At 69.5% G+C, this 20,278-nt stretch carries 19 protein-coding genes and 2 pseudogenes; 10 read left to right on the forward strand and 11 right to left on the reverse strand.

Translation table 11 applies throughout. The features are described 5' to 3' along the window. Nucleotides 1-112 precede the first annotated feature (112 nt). Nucleotides 113-940 carry an SH3 domain-containing protein gene (locus tag FFS49_RS05230; RefSeq protein ID WP_105815394.1) on the forward strand — a complete coding sequence of 276 codons (828 nt, stop codon included), beginning with the start codon at nt 113-115 and terminating at the stop codon, nt 938-940. Between the two features lie 137 nt (nt 941-1,077). Here FFS49_RS05230 and ilvD read toward each other — a convergent pair whose 3' ends face one another. From ilvD to FFS49_RS41885, 6 genes are all read right to left on the reverse strand, one after another. Continuing rightward, nucleotides 1,078-2,937, reverse strand: coding sequence for a dihydroxy-acid dehydratase (ilvD, locus tag FFS49_RS05235; protein WP_039357091.1), 1,860 nt, complete (start codon nt 2,935-2,937; stop codon nt 1,078-1,080). Nucleotides 2,938-3,286: 349 nt separating this feature from the next. Beyond that, nucleotides 3,287-4,309: an Ldh family oxidoreductase gene (locus FFS49_RS05240; protein ID WP_105815393.1), complete on the reverse strand. Its 1,023-nt coding sequence runs from the start codon at nt 4,307-4,309 to the stop codon at nt 3,287-3,289. After that, entirely contained in the window at nt 4,302-5,894 is a 1,593-nt protein-coding gene (locus tag FFS49_RS05245) for an aldehyde dehydrogenase (NADP(+)) (protein ID WP_105815392.1), read from the reverse strand. The genes FFS49_RS05240 and FFS49_RS05245 overlap by 8 nt, the downstream gene beginning before the upstream one ends. A 75-nt stretch (nt 5,895-5,969) precedes the next feature. After that, nucleotides 5,970-7,595: an APC family permease gene (locus FFS49_RS05250; protein ID WP_105815391.1), complete on the reverse strand. Its 1,626-nt coding sequence runs from the start codon at nt 7,593-7,595 to the stop codon at nt 5,970-5,972. A gap of 233 nt (nt 7,596-7,828) precedes the next feature. Next, on the reverse strand, nt 7,829-8,749 hold the full coding sequence (locus FFS49_RS05260; RefSeq protein ID WP_006484863.1) for a dihydrodipicolinate synthase family protein: 921 nt from the start codon (nt 8,747-8,749) through the stop codon (nt 7,829-7,831). A gap of 76 nt (nt 8,750-8,825) precedes the next feature. Beyond that, the gene (locus tag FFS49_RS41885; RefSeq protein WP_157644938.1) at nt 8,826-8,999 is read right to left on the reverse strand and encodes a hypothetical protein; all 174 of its coding nucleotides are present in this window, start codon (nt 8,997-8,999) and stop codon (nt 8,826-8,828) included. A gap of 1 nt (nt 9,000) precedes the next feature. Between FFS49_RS41885 and FFS49_RS05265 the strand changes: the two genes are divergently transcribed. From FFS49_RS05265 to FFS49_RS05280, 4 genes are all read left to right on the forward strand, one after another. Beyond that, nucleotides 9,001-9,933 (forward strand): 4-hydroxyproline epimerase, encoded by a 933-nt coding sequence (locus FFS49_RS05265; RefSeq protein ID WP_105815426.1) that lies wholly within the window; start codon nt 9,001-9,003, stop codon nt 9,931-9,933. Continuing rightward, entirely contained in the window at nt 9,930-11,057 is a 1,128-nt protein-coding gene (locus tag FFS49_RS05270; protein WP_105815390.1) for an FAD-dependent oxidoreductase, read from the forward strand. Before FFS49_RS05265 ends, FFS49_RS05270 begins: the two co-directional genes overlap by 4 nt. A gap of 127 nt (nt 11,058-11,184) precedes the next feature. Further along, complete coding sequence (locus tag FFS49_RS05275) at nt 11,185-11,418, forward strand: 2Fe-2S iron-sulfur cluster-binding protein (protein ID WP_012338331.1); 234 nt, start codon at nt 11,185-11,187, stop codon at nt 11,416-11,418. Then, nucleotides 11,415-12,683: an FAD/NAD(P)-binding oxidoreductase gene (locus tag FFS49_RS05280; RefSeq protein WP_105815389.1), complete on the forward strand. Its 1,269-nt coding sequence runs from the start codon at nt 11,415-11,417 to the stop codon at nt 12,681-12,683. The genes FFS49_RS05275 and FFS49_RS05280 overlap by 4 nt, the downstream gene beginning before the upstream one ends. A 53-nt stretch (nt 12,684-12,736) precedes the next feature. Here the strand turns inward: FFS49_RS05280 and FFS49_RS05285 are convergent. Continuing rightward, a pseudogene (locus FFS49_RS05285) lies at nt 12,737-13,066 on the reverse strand (LysR family transcriptional regulator); the annotation flags it as partial. Between FFS49_RS05285 and FFS49_RS05290 the strand changes: the two are divergent. The 4 genes and pseudogenes from FFS49_RS05290 to FFS49_RS05305 all read left to right on the forward strand — a co-directional run. Next, a pseudogene (locus FFS49_RS05290) lies at nt 13,066-13,344 on the forward strand (aromatic acid/H+ symport family MFS transporter); the annotation flags it as partial. The pseudogenes FFS49_RS05285 and FFS49_RS05290 overlap by 1 nt on opposite strands. Before the next feature lie 96 nt (nt 13,345-13,440). Next, nucleotides 13,441-13,791 carry a metalloregulator ArsR/SmtB family transcription factor gene (locus FFS49_RS05295; protein ID WP_039357054.1) on the forward strand — a complete coding sequence of 117 codons (351 nt, stop codon included), beginning with the start codon at nt 13,441-13,443 and terminating at the stop codon, nt 13,789-13,791. Beyond that, entirely contained in the window at nt 13,781-14,215 is a 435-nt protein-coding gene (locus FFS49_RS05300; protein ID WP_039357051.1) for a YeeE/YedE family protein, read from the forward strand. The genes FFS49_RS05295 and FFS49_RS05300 overlap by 11 nt, the downstream gene beginning before the upstream one ends. A 1-nt stretch (nt 14,216) precedes the next feature. Then, nucleotides 14,217-14,639, forward strand: a complete 423-nt coding sequence (locus FFS49_RS05305; RefSeq protein ID WP_105815388.1) for a DUF6691 family protein — start codon at nt 14,217-14,219, stop codon at nt 14,637-14,639. Between the two features lie 153 nt (nt 14,640-14,792). Here the strand turns inward: FFS49_RS05305 and FFS49_RS05310 are convergent, their stop codons facing one another. Next, nucleotides 14,793-15,146 (reverse strand): hypothetical protein, encoded by a 354-nt coding sequence (locus tag FFS49_RS05310; protein ID WP_105815387.1) that lies wholly within the window; start codon nt 15,144-15,146, stop codon nt 14,793-14,795. Between the two features lie 203 nt (nt 15,147-15,349). On the opposite strand from FFS49_RS05310, the gene FFS49_RS05315 reads away from it, so the two are divergent. Then, on the forward strand, nt 15,350-16,834 hold the full coding sequence (locus tag FFS49_RS05315; protein ID WP_105815386.1) for a PLP-dependent aminotransferase family protein: 1,485 nt from the start codon (nt 15,350-15,352) through the stop codon (nt 16,832-16,834). Between the two features lie 81 nt (nt 16,835-16,915). Here the strand turns inward: FFS49_RS05315 and FFS49_RS05320 are convergent, their stop codons facing one another. The 3 genes from FFS49_RS05320 to FFS49_RS05330 form a co-directional block, all read right to left on the reverse strand. Next, nucleotides 16,916-17,191, reverse strand: coding sequence for a hypothetical protein (locus FFS49_RS05320; protein WP_011355479.1), 276 nt, complete (start codon nt 17,189-17,191; stop codon nt 16,916-16,918). 95 nt (nt 17,192-17,286) lie between these two features. After that, on the reverse strand, nt 17,287-18,684 hold the full coding sequence (locus FFS49_RS05325) for a cytochrome c peroxidase (RefSeq protein ID WP_105815385.1): 1,398 nt from the start codon (nt 18,682-18,684) through the stop codon (nt 17,287-17,289). Beyond that, a complete protein-coding gene (locus tag FFS49_RS05330) occupies nt 18,681-20,144 on the reverse strand; it encodes a metallophosphoesterase (protein ID WP_105815384.1) in 1,464 nt (487 codons plus the stop codon). Before FFS49_RS05330 ends, FFS49_RS05325 begins: the two co-directional genes overlap by 4 nt. Between the last annotated feature and the right edge of the window lie 134 nt (nt 20,145-20,278).

A 20,278-nucleotide genomic window follows, 5' to 3' on the forward strand; every position in this document is an offset into this window, starting at 1 on the left:
CGGCGGGTACTGGCATCGTCCGTGGGGCGGCGGCCACTGGGGTGGTGGCGGCTGGGGCGGGCATCGGCATTGACCGGCGCGCGGCGGCACCGCGCGGGAGAGCATCATGAGCATGAGGAATACGATCGTTCGCGGCCTGTGCGTCGCCTTGCTCGGCGTGGCGGCCGCGCCGGGCATTGCGCAGGCGCAGAGCACCGGCTACACGAACTCGCCGGCCGAACTGTTCGCCGGGCCGGCGCCCGACTATCCGGTGGTCGCGCAGATTCCGCCCGGCACCGCGCTGGACGTGTTCGGCTGCCTGAGCGACTACACGTGGTGCGACGTCGCGCTGCCGGGCGTGCGCGGCTGGATCGACGCGCAACTGATCGACTATCCGTACCAGGGCGGTTACGCGCCGCTGATCGAATATGGCGCGATCATCGGCGTGCCGATCACGGGGTTCGCGATCGGCGCGTACTGGGATCGCTACTATCGTCACCGGCCGTGGTTCCATGACCGCGATCGGTGGGAGCACCGCGAGGAACCGCGGCTCGGCCCGGGCGGGAGGCCGCCGGGCCAGGGGCGCCCGCAACCGGGCGGGCCGCCGCAGGCCGCACCGGGCGGCTCGCCGCCCGTGCATGACGCGCGGCCGTCCGCTGCACGCGGCGGCTGGAACGGCGCAATTCGCACGCCGCCGCCGTCTGCGCCCGCGCCTGCAGCGATGCCGGGTGCAGCCGTCAATCCGCGTCCGGCCGCGCCGCCGCCGGCCGCCGTCATGCGCCCGTCGCCTGCACCGGGCGGTGAGGGCCGCTCGATGCCGGTACCCGTGCACCCGGGCGGGGGCGGTGGTGGTGGCGGTTACGGCGGCGCGCGACCGCAAGGCGGCGGGAACGGTGGCGGGAGCCACGGTGGCGGCGGTGGCGGAGCAGGCGGCGGCGGTCCGGAAGAATTCCGTCACTGACGAAGCCGGCGCTTTCTACCGGCGCCGGACGAAAAAAGCCGCTCCGGAGAGCGGCTTCTCGATCGGGCGAGCGGGCGGTTGTCCTGCCCGCAGCCTGACCAGCTGCGCGTTGCCGGCAGCCGGTCGTGCTGCTTCTGTCAGTCGTCGAGCAGCGACAGGTCGCGCACGGCACCCTTGTCGGCGGACATGACCAGCTTCGCGTAGGCCTTCAGCGCAGCGGACACCTTGCGCGGACGCGGCTGCGCCGGCTTCCAGCCCTTGGCGTTCTGCTCTTCGCGGCGGCGCGCCAGTTCCTCGTCCGACACCAGCACGTCGATCGTGCGGTTCGGGATGTCGATGCGGATCTTGTCGCCGTCGCGCACGAGGCCGATCGCGCCGCCCGCTGCCGCTTCCGGCGAGCAGTGGCCGATCGACAGGCCCGACGTGCCGCCCGAGAAGCGGCCGTCCGTCAGCAGCGCGCAGGCCTTGCCGAGGCCCTTCGACTTGATGTAGCTGGTCGGGTAGAGCATTTCCTGCATGCCGGGGCCGCCTTTCGGGCCTTCGTAGCGCACGATCACCACGTCGCCGGCCTTGACCTTGTCGTTCAGGATGTTTTCGACTGCCTCGTCCTGCGATTCGGTCACGTGAGCCGTGCCTTCGAACACGAGGATGCTCTCGTCGACGCCGGCCGTCTTCACCACGCAGCCGTCGAGCGCGATGTTGCCCGTCAGCACGGCGAGGCCGCCTTCCTTCGAGAACGCATGCTCGTACGAGCGGATGCAGCCTTCGGCGCGATCGAGGTCGAGGCTCGGCCAGCGCGTGTTCTGGCTGAACGCGACCTGCGTCGGGATGCCGGCCGGGCCGGCCTGGTAGAACGTGCGGACCGCGTCGTCCTGCGTGCGGACGATGTCCCACTGGTCGAGGGCGTCCTTCAGCGTCGGCGTATGCACGGTCGGCACGTCGGTGTGCAGCTTGCCGGCGCGGTCGAGCTCGCCGAGGATCGCCATGATACCGCCTGCGCGGTGCACGTCCTCGATGTGGTACTTGTTCGTGTTCGGCGCGACCTTGCACAGCTGCGGCACGACGCGCGACAGGCGGTCGATGTCCTTCATCGTGAAGTCGATGCCGGCTTCCTGCGCGATCGCCAGCAGGTGCAGGATCGTGTTGGTCGAGCCGCCCATCGCGATGTCGAGCGTCATTGCGTTCTCGAACGCCTTGAAACCCACCGAGCGCGGCAGCACGCGTTCGTCGTCCTGCTCGTAGTGCTGGCGGGTGAGTTCGACGATGCGACGGCCGGCGCGCTTGAACAGTTGCTCGCGGTCGGCGTGCGTGGCCACCACCGTGCCGTTGCCGGGCAGCGACAGGCCGAGCGCTTCGGTCAGGCAGTTCATCGAGTTCGCGGTGAACATGCCCGAGCACGAACCGCAGGTCGGGCAGGCCGAGCGCTCGACTTCGGCGACTTCCGCGTCGGAATACGACGGGTCGACCGCGATCACCATTGCGTCGACGAGGTCGAGCTTCTTCACCTCGATGGCCTTGGTGACCGGGTTCGCGAGGCGCGTCTTGCCCGCTTCCATCGGGCCGCCCGACACGAAGATCACCGGGATGTTGAGGCGCATCGCGGCCATCAGCATCCCCGGCGTGATCTTGTCGCAGTTCGAGATGCAGACCATCGCGTCCGCGCAGTGCGCGTTCACCATGTATTCGACCGAGTCGGCGATGATGTCGCGGCTCGGCAGCGAATACAGCATGCCGTCATGGCCCATCGCGATGCCGTCGTCGACAGCGATCGTGTTGAATTCCTTCGCGACGCCGCCGGCAGCCTCGATCTCGCGCGCGACGAGCTGGCCGAGATCCTTCAGGTGCACGTGCCCGGGTACGAACTGGGTGAACGAGTTGACGACCGCGATGATCGGCTTCGAGAAATCGTCGTCTTTCATGCCGGTGGCGCGCCAGAGCGAGCGCGCACCTGCCATGTTGCGGCCGGCGGTGGAGGTTTTGGAACGGTAAGTGGGCATGGTCGTTGCTGAAGAAATATCGCGGGAAAAGGGTGGAGGCACGGGGAATAAAGGCCTCTCGCGCGCCCGTGCGAACAACCTCTTGAGCTGCGCCCTGGGCAAACTCCGTGATTATCCCACAGCCGCCGGGCGGGCGGCGCCGGCGGGAAAGGCCGATCGGCGCGGGTGGGGCGCGGCGGGCAGCGCGTGGGCGCACAAGCCGAAAGAACCGAACAAAGCGAACAAAGCGCGGCGCGAAGACGCAATGGCGGGAACACGCGAAGCCGGAAGCCGGCCATCGCCAGCGGAGCCCGGCAGCGGCTTCATCGCCGGTCTTGCCGACGACGAAGCCGCGCTGCTCGATCGCGCGTCAATCGAGCAGCGTCAGGATCTCGTCGTACAGCGCCTTCGGGATCCGCACGCCGTTCGCGATGCTGCGCGCGCGGGCGTCGAAGCGGCGTTGCGACGGCAGCCGCGCACCCTGCGCGACGATCGATTCGAACATCCGTTCGCCGCGCGCGAGCCCCGTGTCGAGATCGTCGCCGAGGAAGACCTTCGGGTCGAACGCGATCACGAGCTCGCCGTGGCACGGCGTCGCGCCGACGCCTTCGTCGAAGTCCATCGATTCCCGGCTCGTCATGTCGCCGATCAGCGCACCGCCGAGCAGTTCGACCATCGCCGCGAGCGCCGAACCCTTGTGGCCGCCGAACGTGCGCATCGCGCCCTGCAGCGCGGCTTTCGGATCGGTGGTCGGCCGGCCGTCGGCATCGATGGCCCATTCCGGCGGGATCGCCTTGCCTTGCTTCGCATGCAGCTCGATGTCGCCGCGCGCGATCGCGCTCGTCGCGAAATCGAACACGAACGGCACGCCGCCCGGGCGCGGCCACGCGAACGCGATCGGGTTCGTGCCGAACACCGGCTCGCGGCCGCCTTCCGGCGCGACCCAGCTATGGCTCGGGTTCATCGCGATGCCGACCAGCCCTTCGGCCGCGATCGCCTCGACCTCGGGCCACAGCGCGGAGAAGTGGTAGCAGTGGTTGATCGTCATCGCGGCGATGCCGTGCTGCCTGGCCATCTCGACGAGCACCGGCAGCCCCGTCTCGAAGCTCAGCAGCGAAAAGCCGCGATGTGCGTCGACCGAGACGATCGACGACGACAGCCGGCGCAGCGTCGGCACGGCCTGCGGATCGACCTTGCCCTTCTTCAGCGAACGCACGCAGACGAGCAATCGGTACACGCCATGCGAATGGCATTCGTCGCGCTGGCCCTGCGTGATCACGTTGGCGATGGCCCGTGCATGCGCGTCGGACATCCCGTTGTGCGTCAGCACGCGCAGCGCGAGCGCGTGGACTTCGTCGAGCGACAGGACGATTTCGGCGATCGGCTCAGACATGGTTCGCCTCCCGCGGCGCGGGGACGCCGTCGATACGTTGCGGCACGTTCAGCGGATTGCCGCTGCGGATCGCTTCCGGCAGCAGCGGGTCCGGCAGGTCCTGATACGACACGGGGCGCAGGAAGCGCTCGATCGCGCGCGCGCCGACGGAGGTCGTGCGCGTGTCGGACGTCGCCGGAAACGGGCCGCCGTGCACCATCGCATGGCCGACCTCGACGCCCGTGCCGAAGCCGTTGACGAGAATGCGGCCGGCCTTGCGCTCGAGCAGCGGGCGCAGCGCGGCGAACAGCGGCGCGTCGCCGTCGGCGAGGTGCGCGGCGATCGTCAGCTGGCCCTCGAGCGACTTCAGCACGCGATGCAGCGTGCCGGCGTCCGGGCAGCGCACGATCAGCGAAGCGGGGCCGAACACTTCGTCGCGCAATTCGGGGTGCGTGATGAACGCCTCGGCCGAGGTCGCCAGCAGTGCCGCGCGGGCCTGCAGGCGATTGCCCTCGGCGCCTTGCGCGAGCAGCTCGACGGCAGCGTGATCGCGAAGCGCCGCGACGCCCTGTTCGTAGCTGGCATGGATGTGCGGCGTCAGCATCGTTTGCGCGGGCGCGGCACGCACCGCGGCGGCGGCCGCTTCCTCGAACGCGCGCAGCGCCGGCCCGTCGACGGCGAGCACGAGGCCGGGATTCGTGCAGAACTGCCCGGCGCCGAGCGTGAGCGACGCGACGAACTGCGGCGCGATCGCATCGTGGCGCGCGTCGAGCGCGGCGGGCAACAGCAGCACGGGATTGATCGAGCTCATTTCCGCATAGACCGGAATCGGCTCGGGGCGGGCGGCTGCGATGTGCATCAGCGCGACGCCGCCGCGGCGCGAGCCGGTAAAGCCGACCGCCTTGATGCGCGGATCGGCGACCAGCGCCTGGCCGATCTCGCGCGACGCGTCGAACAGCAGCGAGAACACGCCGGCCGGCATCCCGCATTCCCGCGCGGCCTGCTGGATCGCGCGGCCGACGAGTGCCGACGTGCCCGGGTGCGCCGAATGCGCCTTGACGATCACCGGGCAGCCGGCCGCGAGCGCCGATGCCGTATCGCCGCCGGCGACCGAGAACGCGAGCGGGAAGTTCGACGCACCGAACACGGCCACGGGCCCGACCGCGATGTTGCGCAGGCGCAGGTCGACGCGCGGCAGCGGCTTGCGCTCGGGGCGCGCCGGATCGATCCGCGCGTCGAGAAAACCGCCGTCGCGCACGAGCGACGCGAACAGCGCGAGCTGGCCGACCGTGCGGCCGCGCTCGCCTTCGATGCGCGCGCGCGGGAGGCCCGTTTCGATGACGCAGCGCTCGATCAGTTCGTCGCCGAGCGCCATGATGTGGCGGCCGATTGCGTCGAGAAACGCGGCGCGGGCTTCGAGCGACGTGTCGCGATACGTGTCGAAGGCTTCGTCGGCGAGCGCGCAGGCCGTCTCCAGGTCGTGCAGGCTCGCGCCGCCGAAAGCGGGTTCGAGCGGTTCGCCGGTGGCGGCGGCGATCGCATGGAGGGTGCCGTTCTGTCCGGCGATGGCGGACTGGCCGATCAGGAGATGACCTGTAAGTTGCATGGTTTTCCTCGGAAAAAGCAGGGGCCGGGCGTGGGGCGCCCGGCCGAAGGGATCATGGGAAAGAGCGTGGACGTGTCAGTCCTCGTCGTCGTCGAGTTGCAGCTTGTCGGCGCGCACGCCGGTGTTCGCCCCCCAGTAGTAGATGACGAGCGCGACGGCCGCGACGACGACCGTGTCGTACGGATGCGCGAGCCGGCCCGTGCCGCCGAAGCCGCCGAGGTACGACAGCACGATCATCGCGGCATAGAACGCGATCAGCCACGCGGACGAGCGCACCTGCTCGGCGAGGCTCAGGTGCGCGGTCGGCACCCAGCGGCGGCACGCGAGATAGATCACGAACATCACGATCTGCAGGCCGAGCAGCCAGGACACCGTGCTCCAGCCCGACCAGTAGACGATCAGCGCGGCGATCACGAACGACGCGGGGCCGGTGATGCCGAACGCGCTCGCGCGGAACGGCCGGGGCAGGTCGGGTGCGGTGCGGCGCAGCGCGGCGACCGATACGGGCGCGACCGCATAGCTCAGCACCAGCGCGGCCGACACGATGTTGATCAGCGCTTCCCACGACGGGAACGGCAGCGTCCAGAAGATCGCGAGCCCGAACGTGAGCCACAGGCCCGCGCGCGGAATGCCCGATGCTTCGTCGACGCGCGTGAATACTTTGAAGAACGTGCCCGTCTTCGCCCAGCCGTAGACGACACGCGGCGTCGCGTTCATGTAGATGTTGCCGCAGCCGCTCGGCGAGATCATCGCGTCGGCGACGACCATCACCGCGAGCCAGCCGATACCGAGCGCCAGCGCGATGTCGCGGTACGGCAGCGAGAACGCCTTGCTAACATCGTGCCAGCCGGCGGCGAGCATCTGCGTAGGGATGCTGCCGATGAACGCGAGCTGCAGCAGCACGTAGATCAGCGTGGACAGCAGGATCGACAGGATCAGCGCGATCGGGATCGTGCGCTGCGGATTGCGCACTTCGCTCGCGACCGACACGATCGGTGTGAGCCCGAGGTACGCGAAGATGATGCCGCCCGCGGACACGGCCATCTCGATGCCCGGCATGCCGAACGGCGCGAAGCCCTGGATCGTCAGGTTCGCGGGCTTGAAGAACGTGAACAGCACCGCGATCACCGCCAGCGGCACGATGAACTTGAAGATGCTGATGACGTTGTTCGCCTTCGCGAACGTCTTCACGCTCGAATAGTTCAGGTAAAAGAAGAAGCACAGCAGCGCGGCCTGCACGAGCCAGCCGAGCGTGGTCGGGTCGCTCGATCCTGCGACGGTCAGGCCCGGAAACCACGCGGCCGCATACTGGCGCGCGGCGACGACTTCGATTGCGATCAGGCTCGAAAAGGCGATCAGCGTGATGAAGCCCATCAGGTAACCGAGCAGCGGGCCGTGCGAGAACACCGGATAGCGCACCACGCCGCCCGCGCGCGGCAGCGCGGCGCCGAGTTCGCAGTAGACGATGCCGAGCAGCAGCACCGCGAAGCCGCCGAGCAGCCACGAGAAGATGCCGGCCGGGCCCGCGATCGTCGACACGTGACTCGCGGCGAACAGCCACCCCGAACCGAAAATGGCGCCGAGACCGATGAACGTGAGATCGGTCAGCGACAGCTGTTTCTTGAACTTGCCGTGACCCGCGTCGGGGTGCGCGGAACGGGAAAGCGGGACAGACGGGTGAGCGTTGCCTTGGCCTGGCATGGGCGTGTCTCCTGGAGGAATATCGGCACAGGCTCGAGGTGCGCCGCGCTCCGACGGAGCAGCGGCGCTGGCCTGTCGGCCGGCGTCGCCCGGTTCGAACGACCGGGGCGGGCTGCGGGGCATTCACGCGCGGCGCGGGCGGGCGCCGGTATGAACGGGGCCCGCAGGCCATGCCGGACCGGAGACGGCGGCGCGTGAGGGGAAAGCCCGCGCGCCGCCGCAGGGGGAGTCGATCAGAGACCGACGTCGGGCAGCGCCGGGCGCGTTTCGAGCGCCTTCGCGACGATGGCCTTCACTTCCGCGAGCGTGTCGCCCTGCAGCGCAAGGCGCGGCGGACGCGTGATCGCGCTGCCGCGGCCGACCAGCTCTTCGCACAGCTTGATGCACTGCACGAGGTCGGGGCGCGCGTCGAGGTGCAGCAGCGGCATGAACCAGCGATACAGCGCGAGCGCTTCGTCGAAGCGCTTCTGCTTCGCGAGGCGGAACAGCGTCTCGCCTTCCTTCGGGAACGCGTTCGACATGCCCGACACCCAGCCTTCGGCGCCGACGGCAATGCTTTCGACCACGACGTCGTCGAGGCCCGCGAACAGCACGAAGCGATCGCCGACGGCGTTACGCAGGTCGATGAAGCGGCGCGTATCGCCCGACGAATCCTTGAAGCAGACGATGTTCTCGCAATCCTGCAGCGCGATCAGCACGTCGGGCGTCACGTCGTTCTTGTAGATCGGCGGGTTGTTGTAGACCATCACCGGCAGGTCGGTGCTGGTTGCGACCGCGCGGAAGTGCGCGGCGGTTTCGTGCGGCTTCGCCGAGTAGACGAGCGCGGGCATCACCATCACGCCGTCGACACCGACACGCTGTGCTTCACGCACCGTGTTGCGCGCGAATTCGGTCGTGAATTCGGCGATGCCGGCGATCACCGGAATCTTGCCGCCGGCCGCGTCGCGTGCGGCTTCGATCACCTGGAGCTTCTCGCTCGTCGACAGCGACGTGTTCTCGCCGACCGTGCCGCAGACCACGAGGCCCGATACGCCGTCGTTCACCAGGTTCTTCACCACGCGGTGCGTGGCGTCGATGTCGAGGGAAAAGTCCGGCTTGAACTGGGTGCTGACGGCCGGGAAAACCCCGGTCCACTGAATGGCGTTTCGGCTCACTTCAATCTCCTACGTGTTTGTATCGGTCGGCCGACAGGTGTCGGTGTGGCAACCAGTATCGCCGCGCAAACGCCCATCACGCTTGAGTCGTATCGCGGAGCAAAATGACGAAATCGGCACAGCGGCCGGACGGCGCGGGAAGGGCGCCGCGCACTATGCCGATTTCGTCGTCGTCCTCATCGAAAAGCCACAAGCGGGCGGACGCGCGACGGAGGAAGCTGTGCTCCTTTCCCCACTTCGGACGGCTCATGATGAAGCGCATCCAGATCATCGATTCGCATACGGGCGGCGAACCCACTCGGCTCGTCGTGTCCGGTTTCCCCGCGCTCGGCAGCGGCACGATGGCCGAGCGCCGCGACGTGCTCGCGCGCGAGCACGACCGCTACCGCACCGCCTGCATTCTCGAACCGCGCGGCAGCGACGTGCTGGTCGGGGCGCTGCTGTGCGAACCCGTGTCGCCCGAGGCGGCGGCCGGCGTGATCTTCTTCAACAATAGCGGCTATCTCGGGATGTGCGGGCACGGCACGATCGGCGTCGTGCGCACGCTGCACCATATGGGGCGCATCGCGCCCGGCGTGCACCGGATCGAAACACCCGTCGGCACCGTCGAGGCGACGCTGCACGACGACCTGTCGGTCAGCGTGCGCAACGTGCCCGCGTATCGCCATGCGAAGGGCGTCGCGCTCGACGTGCCGGGTTACGGCCCCGTGAAGGGCGACATCGCGTGGGGCGGCAACTGGTTCTTCCTGATCAGCGACCATGGGCAGCGCGTTGCCGGCGACAACGTTGCGGCACTCACCGCGTATGCGTCGGCCGTGCGCGAAGGGCTCGAACGCGCGGGCATCACCGGCGCGAACGACGGCGAGATCGACCATATCGAGCTGTTCGCCGACGATCCCGAACACGACAGCCGCAGCTTCGTGCTGTGCCCGGGCCTCGCGTACGATCGTTCGCCGTGCGGCACCGGCACGAGCGCGAAGCTCGCGTGCCTCGCGGCCGACGGCAAGCTCGCGCCGGGCGCCGTATGGCGGCAGGCGAGCGTGATCGGCAGCGTGTTCCAGGCGAGCTACGAGCAGGCCGACGTCGGCATCGTGCCGACGATCCGCGGCAGCGCGCACCTGAGCGCGGAAGCGACGCTGCTGATCGAGGAAGACGATCCATTCGGCTGGGGTATTGCGCCGTGAGCGACACGAAGACGGATGTCGTCGTGATCGGCGCCGGCATCGTCGGCGCGGCGTGCGCGCACGAACTCGCGCAGCGCGGGCTGCGCGTGCTCGTCGTCGACGACGCGAGCGGCGGGGCAACCGGCGCGGGTATGGGGCACCTCGTCGCGATGGACGACAACGCGGCCGAACTCGCGCTCAGCCATTACTCGATCGAACTGTGGCGCGCGCTGAGCGGCGAGATGCCCGAAGGGTGCGCGTACCGCAACTGCGGCACGCTGTGGCTCGCCGCCGATGCGCACGAAATGGATCTGGCGCGCGCGAAGCAGGCGGCGCTGGCCGCGCATGGCGTGGCCGGCGAACTGATCGACGCGGCGGCGCTCGCTCGACTGGAGCCGATGCTGCGCACGGGCCTGGGCGGTGCACTGAAGATTCCCGGCGACGCGATCCTCTATGCGCCCGTCACCGCGAACTGGCTGCTGCAGCGCGCGCCGCGCATCACGTTGCGGCGCGACCGGGCCGTCGCGGTCGACGGCCCGAGCGTGACGCTCGCGAGCGGCGACACGCTGCGCGCGGAGCGGGTGGTGGTCGCGAACGGCGTTGCCGCGCGCACGCTGCTGCCCGAGCTGCCGCTGCGCCCGAAAAAGGGCCATCTGCTGATTACCGACCGCTATCCGGGCCAGGTGTCGCACCAGCTCGTCGAGCTGGGTTACGCCGCGAGCGCGCATGCGAGCGACGGCACGTCGGTCGCGTTCAACGTGCAGCCGCGGCCGACCGGCCAGTTGCTGATCGGTTCGTCGCGCCAGTTCGACACCGAGGACGCGCAGGTCGACCCGCCCGTGCTCGCGCGCACGCTGCGCCGCGCGGTGGGTTATCTGCCGGGCCTGGCCGACCTGAACGGCATTCGCGCATGGACGGGGTTCCGTTCCGCGAGCCCCGACGGGCTGCCGCTGCTCGGCGAGCATCCGGCGCGGCCGGGCGTGTGGCTCGCAGTCGGGCACGAAGGGCTCGGCGTGACGACCGCGCCGGGCAGCGCGCGGCTCGTCGCTGCGCTGATGGCCGGCGAACGGCCGCCCATCGATATCGAACCTTATTTGCCGGGACGCTTCCTGAGCGCGTCCCTCGTAGCCGGAGCGCTGACATGAAACGACCCCCACGCTCACTTCGTTCGCTGTCGACCGGAGCTGGCGCTTCAGCGCATGCGCCAGTCCCATGCACGACGTCTCCCGCGGGGGCGGTCAGCCTCCTTGGGGCGGCCCGGCGGAGGCTGACATGATCATTCATCTGGACGGCCGCGCGCTGACGGTGGCCGACGGCGCGACCGTCGCGGCCGCGGTCGCGGCGAGCGGCGACGACACGACGCGCGTGTCGTGCACGGGTGCGGCGCGTGCGCCGTTTTGCGGGATGGGCATCTGCCAGGAGTGCAGGATGACGATCGACGGCCGCCGCCGGCTGGCCTGCCAGACGCTGTGCCGCGACGGGATGCAGGTGGAGCGCACGCGATGAAACAGGAACGACTGAGCGCCGACGTTGCGATCGTCGGCGCGGGGCCGGCCGGGCTGTCGGCCGCACGGGCCGCCGCGCGTGGCGGTGCGACGGTTGCGATCGTCGACGACAACCCGCGCGCGGGCGGGCAGATCTGGCGGCAACGCGCAGCGGCTGCACCGACGCCGGCCGCCGCCGAGCGGCTCGCGGTGTTGCGGCAGCCGAACGTCACGCATCTCGCGGCGACGCGCATCGTCGCCGAAACGCAGCCGGGCACGCTGCTGCTCGAGGACGACGAACGCGGGCTGCTGCTCGACTTCCGCACGCTGATTCTCTGCTGCGGCGCGCGCGAGCTGCTGCTGCCGTTTCCAGGCTGGACGCTGCCGGGTGTCACCGGTGCGGGCGGCTTGCAGGCGTTGATCAAGTACGGCCTCGACGTGCGCGGGCAGCGCACGGTGATCGCGGGCAGCGGGCCGCTGCTGCTGGCGAGCGCGGCGACGGCCCGTCAGGCCGGCGCACGCGTGTCGCACGTGCTCGAACAGGCCGCATGGGGCGACGTGGCCGGTTTCGGGGCGGGGCTGTGGCGCTGGCCGTCGAAGCTCGCGCAGGCCGCGAAGCTCGTCACCGCCGCCTATCGGCCCGATGCGCATGTCGTCGAAGCGTTCGGCGACACGCGGCTCGAACGCGTGCGGATTCGTCAGGGCGATCGCGAGTTCGACGTCGACTGCGACCGGCTCGCGTGCGGCTTCGGCCTCGTGCCGAACACCGTGTTGCCGAGCCATCTCGGCTGCCGGATCGACAACGGCGCGGTGGCGGTCGATGTGCACCAGCGGACGAGCCGTGACGGGGTTTTCGCGGCGGGCGAGTGTACGGGCGTCGGCGGCAGCGAACTGGCGATGGTCGAAGGCGAAATCGCCGGCTTGGCAGCGACGGGGCAGACGGCGTCGCTGGCTGCGCTCGTCGCGCAGCGGGCGCACTGGCAGGCGTTTGCCGATGCCGTGCGCGAGCGCTTTGCGATCCGCGAGCCGATCCGCCGGCTCGCGCGGGCCGACACGTTGCTGTGCCGTTGCGAGGACGTGCGTTTCGATGCCGTCGCGCAAGCGCCGGGCTGGACGGCCGCGAAACTGCAGTCACGCTGCGGGATGGGCGCGTGCCAGGGCCGCGTGTGCGGCGCAGCCGCGCAGGCCCTGTTCGGCTGGACCCCGCCGGTGCCGCGCACGCCGCTCGTGCCCGCGCGGGTCGGCACGCTGATGCTGGACGGCACCGCATCCTGCGACGGCGCGTGATGCATCGCGTCGTCACGGCAACGCGGCCCGGTTGACGCCGTGCCGCGCCACTTTCAGTCCATCTTTACTTTTTCCCATCCGCCGACCTGCGGAGCCGCACAGGCGCGCAGGCAATCGATCGTCGCGGCCACGGCCGCGCGGTTCGCACTGTCGGGGTGCCAGTACATCGACACGGCGCCCTGGCCTTCGAGCCGCATCGGCAGGATCCGGATCGCGTTCAATTGCTCGAAGCGTTGCGCAGCGCGGTGCGACGCCACGCCGAGCAGATCGGTGTTGTTCAGCAGCGTGAGGTTGAGGATCGACGAATTCGATTCGACGCAGTGCGGCGGCCGCACGCGGCCGGCGGCCGACAGCGCGACCTCCAGCGCATTGTGCACGGGTGTCTCAGGTTGGCGCGAACGCACTGTCGGCCGCGTTCTATCCGACCGAGTGCCGCACCACCGGCGTGAGCTGGGCGAACGGGATCGGCCGTGGCGGCTCGGTCGTCGGATCGATGGCGGGCGGCGCGACGCTGGCGATGGGCGTGCCGTTGTCGACCGCGTTTGCCGTCGTCGCGGCGCCGTGCGTGATCGCGGGGATGGCGGTGCTGGCGGTCGGCGTGGTCCGTGCCGAGTCGACGCGCGTGACTGCCGCGAAGGCGATGGCGCGCGAGCAGGCCTGAGCGAAGGAGGGGGCAAGGCCGCCTGTCGGCAAGCGGCAGGGACCATCATTATATGAATCAATATAATATTGGTTCTTTAATTGTCCTCCCACGCCGATGAACGACGATATATCTACCGGGTTGCCGGAACCCGACCAGATGCGCGCGGCCGCCGAATCGGCCTGCGCGCTGCTCAAGGTGCTGTCGAATCCCGACCGGCTGCTGCTGCTTTGCGAACTGTCTCAGGGCGAGCGGTGCGTCAGCGATCTCGAGACAGCGCTGGATATCCGCCAGCCGACCCTGTCGCAGCAGCTCGGCGTGTTGCGGGACAATGCGCTCGTTCGCACCCGCCGCGACGGCAAGAACATCCACTATTCGCTCGACAGCCCGGCCGCGATCGCGGTGATGGGCGTGCTGTACGAACAGTTCTGCGGCCCGGCCGCGAAGGGGCGGCGCGATGCAGCTTGATGCGCTTCATTTCACGCCGTGGCTTTCGCTGGCCGGCGGCGTGCTGATCGGGCTCGCGGCCGCGTGGCTCGTCGCATTCAACGGCCGGATTGCCGGCATCAGCGGCATCGTCGGCGGTCTGCTCACGGCACGCGCGGGCGAGCGCAACTGGCGGGCCGCATTCGTCGCCGGGCTGATCGCCGCGCCGCTCGTGATGCAGGTCGCCGGGAGCCGCCTGACGCCGCAGGTCGACGCAGGGTGGGTCGAATTGGTGGCGGCCGGGCTGCTGGTCGGCGTCGGCACGCGCTATGCGGGCGGCTGCACGAGCGGCCACGGCGTGTGCGGGATGTCGCGCGGTGCGCTGCGCTCGGTGGTCGCGACGGGGGTCTTCATGGTCGCAGGGTTCGTGACCGTCTTCGTGCGACGGCACGTGCTGGGAGGCTGACATGCAGGCAGGATTCGCGTTTCTGGCTGGACTGCTGTTCGGCATCGGCCTCATCGTGTCGGGCATGGCCAATCCGCAGAAGGTGCTCGGCTTTCTCGACCTGGCGGGCCGCTGGGATCCGTCGCTCGCGTTCGTGATGGTCGGCGCGATCGGCGTGGCCGTGTTCGCATTCGCATGGGCGAAGCGCCGGACGCGGACATGGCTCGGCTTGCCCATGCAGTTGCCGGCCGTGCGGGCGATCACGGTGCGCCTGGTTGCCGGAAGTGCCCTGTTCGGCATCGGCTGGGGGATCGCCGGGTTCTGCCCGGGGCCTGCGATCGTGTCGATCGGTTTCGGATCGGCGAAGGGGATCGTGTTCGTCGTCGCGATGCTGGCAGGGATGGCGGTGTTCGAGTGGGTCGAGCGTCGCCGGAGCGGGCGGTGATGTCGTGATCGTCGCGTGGCAGGGGGGCGAGACGGTTGAACCGCTCAACGTCGGTTGAATCGTCTAAGCGCGGTCGAACCGGATCGCGCCAGATCTCTGCCGAATGATGCGGTGGCCGCCTGACGCCCCTCGGTGACGTGACATATCGCCCTTTCAGGAATGCTCGTGTACTTGATGGCCGCCGCGTATCCGTCCGGACAGCCGGCGCAGGATCGCGCGCCACCATGCCGCGAGCACGCCGGGCTGTTCGCCTGGTTCCACGACCGCCGTACTGACCGCGCCCGTGCCGCCGGCCGACAGCGCCACGTGGCCGGCCGTCTCGAGCGTCAGGCATTCGCCTTCGTCGAGCAGGCGGCGAATGTGCTGCGGCGCGTCGGGCAGCCAGTCGAGCCCGCCGTGGCGCAGCGTGACCGCCAGCGCGCCGTCCAGCACGATGACCTGGCTGCCCTTGTCGAACCACGCAAAGTGGCTTTGCCCGGCGTCGAGGCGGATGTGATGCGTCTGCATGGCGATTCCCTTTCCCGGTTGCGCGGCCTCGCGACGGCGAGGCGACTGCGTGCAATCAGGTTAGGGAAACGGGCCCTGGCACGACAGATTCAGGGGCCGGGAATCTGTTGCGGTGCAGGCGACGATTTTGTGTCGCTGTATCGGTGGGTTTCCCCGGAATCTGTATCTGGCGTGCGATTGGCCGCGCGGGCACGATCACCTGCATGACGCATTTCGCCGATTCATCCCGCCTGCCTTTGCCCATGGACGGCGAGCCGCTTTACGAACGGCTCGCCGAGCATTACCGCCGCATCATCGCGGCCGGCACGCTGTCTCCCGGCGACCGGATGCCGTCGGTGCGTGCGTTCATGGCACAGCACGGCGTGAGCCTGTCGACCGCGATCCAGGCGTTCCGGCGGCTCGAGGATACCGGCTGGTGCGAAGCGAAGCCGCGCTCCGGGTACTTCGTGCGGCGCCGCGCGTCGGCCGCGCTCGAAACGCTGCCGGAAAGCGACGGGCCGCCGCTGAGCGTCGAGCCGCCGTTTGCGGGCCTGCACGAACGCGTGTCGCGCGTGATCGACCGCGCGAACGCGGTACCCGATGCGCTGAACCTCGGCGGCGCGTCCGCGCTGGCCACGCTGTATCCGGCCGAGCGCCTGCAGGCGCTCGCCATCCGGTTGTTGCGGCGCAAGCCCACCTTGCTGACCGATGCCGGGCCCGTCGGCGGTTCGCCCGAATTCCGGCAGACGATGGCGAAGCGCGCGCTGTCGTACGGCGTGACGGTGACGCCGGACGACGTTATGTCGACGAGCGGCGGCGTCGATGCCATGAATCTTGCGTTGCGCGCGGTGGCGCGCCCGGGCGACACGATCGCGATCGAATCGCCGGCCTTCTTCGGCTTGATCCAGTTGCTCGAAAGCCTCGGCCTGCGTGCGCTCGAAATCCCGGCCAGCCCGACAGCCGGCCTGTCGATCGAGGCGCTCGAAGTGGCGCTGACCGCGTACCCGGACATCCGGGCGGTGGTCGTCGTGCCGAACCTGCAGAACCCGCTCGGCTGCGTGATGCCCGACGAGCGCAAGGCCGCGCTCGTCTCGCTCTGTTCACGCCATGGCGTGGCCGTGATCGAGGACGAGCCTTATCGCGAGCTCGTCGAGGCGCCGCAGCCGGTCAAGCCGGTGAAGGCATGGGACCGCGACGGCACGGTGATTTACTGCCCGTCGTTCAACAAGGTGCTGGCCCCGGGAATGCGGCTGGGCTGGATAAGTGCGGGGCGCTGGCACGCGCGCGTGAAGATGCTGAAGTTCGCGCACAGCCGGCACAACGCCGCGTTGCTGCAGGCCGTTGCCGCCGAATTCGTCGGCTCGGGCGCGTTCGATCGCCATCTGCACCGGTTCCGGGAACAGTTGCGCGTGCAGCGCGACATGACGATCGATGCGATTGCGCGGCATTTCCCGGCCGGAACCCGGATGAACCAGCCGCCGGGCGGGATGCTGCTGTGGATCGCGCTGCCGGACGGCGTGCGCTCCGAGGCGCTGTTCGACGCCGCGCTGGCGCATGGAGTCAGGATCGCGCCCGGTTCGATCTTCTCGAATTCCGACCGCTTCGACGGCTATATCCGGCTCGCTTGCACGCGCGTGTTCGATGCGGCGCACGAAGCGGCATTCCAAACGCTCGGGCGCCTCGTACGGGAAGCCACCGCGGCCACGTAAGCGCGGTGGCGGCCGGCCGGGCTGGCGAATTCGCGAGCCCCGCAGCTTTCCGGGCCATCGACACGGCAAGCCGCCGCCATTTCATCGGCTGGCCGAGTGCGTAGCGAGGTGCTGGCGGATCAGCGACAGGTAACGATCACCGACCGAGAAATCGCGTGCGGCGCGCGGCCGTTCGGCCTGGCGCAGCGTGGCCGGTGCGCTCATGCCCAGATACCGGCATACGGCGGACGGGAAGGGCTTGCGCGTATGCCCGAGCTGGCGAGCCGCGCGCTCGACGCGGGCATCACCGACCTGAGCGCGGAGCCACGCCAGCACTTGGCGATCGGCTTCGTTGACGATACGAACCAGATGTTCCATCGCGCACCTCACTGTTCATAAATACAGTACTGTAAATATAACCAGTGTTTGCGGTGACCGCAAGCGGGTCCGTCCAGGCTGGCCGTTCGGCCAGGTCAGCGAGCCCGCACGGCGGTTCGCGTGATCCGGCCAGCCCCGGCAGCGGGCGCCACCGGGGCAGCGACCTTCGTATAGCGCGCGTCGGTCAGCGTGCCGAGGAACGCGACGATGTCGTCGATTTCCGCGTCGCTCAGCGCGGGCGGCGTGCCGGGCCGGCGGTTCATCGGCGTCGAATTGACGTTGATGTTGCCGCGATAGGCGGCCGGCACGTCGTCGAACGTTCTGGCCCCGTGATACCAGAAGCCCGGGTCGGTCGAGCGCGTGTTGTAGAACGCGACCGCGTCGCGCAGCGTCGTGAACACGCCGTTGTGCATGAAGGTCTGCTTGACCGCGACGTTGCGCAGCCCCGGTGTGCGCAGGTAGCCGCACCACTGCGTCGGCTCGGGCCAGCGCAGCCGCCGCGCGGTGTCGCACAGCCCGTTGTCGAAATGGCGCGGATCGCGGTTCGCCGGCAGCGCGCGGTTGCGCGGCACCGCGATCGCGTCGTAGCCGAAATCGGTGAAGAGCGAACGCTCCGGGCGGCTCGATGTTTCCGACAGCGTATGGCAGCTCATGCAGTTGCCCTTGTCGGGATTCCGGAACAGCGCGAGGCCGCGCATCTCGGCCGGCGCCAGCGGCTTGCGCGTACGCAGGAATACATCGAAACGCGACGTGAACGGCGCCATCTCGTCGCTTTGCAGATAGGCTTCGACGGCCACGCCCATCGCGCGCACCAGCTGCTCGGGATCGCGCCGCACCGGCGCGCCGAAGCGCGCGGCGAGATCGGGCGCGAGTTCGGTCGCATCGACCTTGCGCAGCAGCGCGGCCGGCGACCGGTTGTTCATCTCGTTCGGATCGAACAGCGGCCCGCGGATCTGCTCGGCGAGCGTATCCGCGCGGCCGTCGCTGAACAGGCCGCCGAACGGCGACGGCGCAGGTGCGTCGTCATCCTGGTAGAAGTGGCGGCGCGGCACGTAACGCACATACAGCAGCGACGGTGCGTTGCGCTGGCTGAAGCGCCCGGGCCGGCTGCCTTCCGGCACGCCGGGCCCTGCAAGCGAGGCGGCCGACAGCGTCGGCGCGAACGCGCGGCCCGGATCGTGGCAGCCTGCGCACGACATGCCGCGCGGCTCGGACAGCCGCGGATCGAAGAAGATTCGGCGGCCGAGCGCGACGAGCGTCGGGTCGGGCGCGAAGCGCGCGGTCGCCGCATCGATCTTGCCGGTCACCTGCGGCGTGCCGTTGCCGATCGTGTCGACGACGCGCGAAGGCGGCGCACCGGGAAGCAGGACCGTTTCGGCCGGCGCGGCGTGAGCGGCGAGCGCCAGGCCGGCAAGCACGGCCGCCGTGGCCAGCGCGCGCGGCGTTTGCAGGCCGCCTGCAGCGCGGCCGTCACATCGAACGCCTTCACTCACGGCGCAATGAATCCTGTCTTGTCGCAAGCGAGCGTCGTGCCCGACTGGTTGCACGACGCAAGCAGCTTGCCGGCCGCCGAATATGCGTGGAACACCCAGCCGGTCGCCGGGGCGGCGCGGCGTTCCATGATCAGGAAACCGAAGCTGTTGTTGTGCGACAGCCGCTCGATCACGGCGCCCGGTGCAGGGGTCAGGCCGGCCGGGAACGGGTCGGGCAGCGCGACGTCGAGATTGTCGCCGCCGTTGCCGGACACGATCGTCGCCGGATGCCCGGACGAGAAGTTGATCGCCTGGAAGTCGTGCACGTGCCCGTGCAGCGCGACGTGCACGCCGGGCGGGTAGTACGCCTGCGCGTTGAGGCTCGACATCACCGACTGCAGCGCGAGGTTGCCCGGCGCAGGTGTGCTGCCGGCGATCGGTGCGAACGCGAGGATCGGATGGTGGTTCGTGAAGATCGTCGTCGTCATGCCGGCCTTCGACGCGAGCGCGGCGACCGTCTGGAACTGCTTCTGGTAGATGCCGAATTGCGCGTCGGTCGTCTTGAGCGGCGTGCGGCCGACCTTCGCGGTGTCGAACACGATCACCTGCGAGCCGCCGCCGAGCGACACGGCATAGGGTTCCGAATAGTTCGCGTTGTTGTCGTTGGCCGGATCGTCGCACGAGCGGGCGGCCGAATACGGGCGCGGATCGAGGAAGCGGAACCAGCCCTGGCCTGCACGCGCGCATTCTTCGTGGTTGCCGCGCACGACGACCCACGGCGCCTTCGCGAGCAGCGGGGCCGCCGGACGGAACAGGTCGGCCTGCCACGTATCCCAGCCGTAGCCCCACGGGCTGTCCTTGCAGCCGGCGATGTCCGGCGGGCACGCGTTCTCGCGATAGTGGTAGTCGCCGATGTGCATCACGAGGTCGGGCGACAGCTTCGCGACGCTGGCCGCGATCGTGTCGAACGGCCAGACCGATGCGTCGTTGCACGCCTGCCACGCGTTGTCGGCTTTCTTCATGCGGCAGCCGGTGTCGGCGATGATCGCGATGCGTTGCGGCTGCGCCTTCGGCAGCGGCAGCGCGCGGCCGGCGACGCTCGCCGCCTGCGCGCCGGCCGGCAGCGTCGTCTCGCAGACGGACACCGGGAAGCTCGACGGCTTCGAATCGGACGGATCGCTGGCGGTGGGCCGCTGGGCGAGGGTCGCGGCGCCTGCGCGCAGGGACATGCGCGACAGCTTGCCGTCGACGGTCAGTTGTGGGCACAGCGGATCGCCGGCCGACGCGGGCGCGTAGTTCGTGATGACGCGCGCGATCGCCTGGTTCGCATCGCCGATCTCGACCCATGCGGCCTGGACGTTGACCGACGCACTTGCCGGATCGGCCGGCGAATCGATGTGGTTCGAGCACGCGGACAGCGCGGCGAGCGCAGCAAGGGAGGCGCAGCGCACGAGCAGCGCGCGCGTGAGGAATCGTCGCATGGGAGGCACCGTAGGAAAGTCGTCAACGATACGCAGCGCGAATGTAAGAAATGTGAAAAGCAGGACCACGGGTCCCGCACGGGCCGGGCGCCGGCCTTGCGGCGGCAGGTCGAGGCCGGGGGCTTGACCTCAAG

The sequence above is a fragment of the Burkholderia sp. 4NA327C6 genome (assembly GCF_005502655.1).
Taxonomy (GTDB): domain Bacteria; phylum Pseudomonadota; class Gammaproteobacteria; order Burkholderiales; family Burkholderiaceae; genus Burkholderia; species Burkholderia contaminans.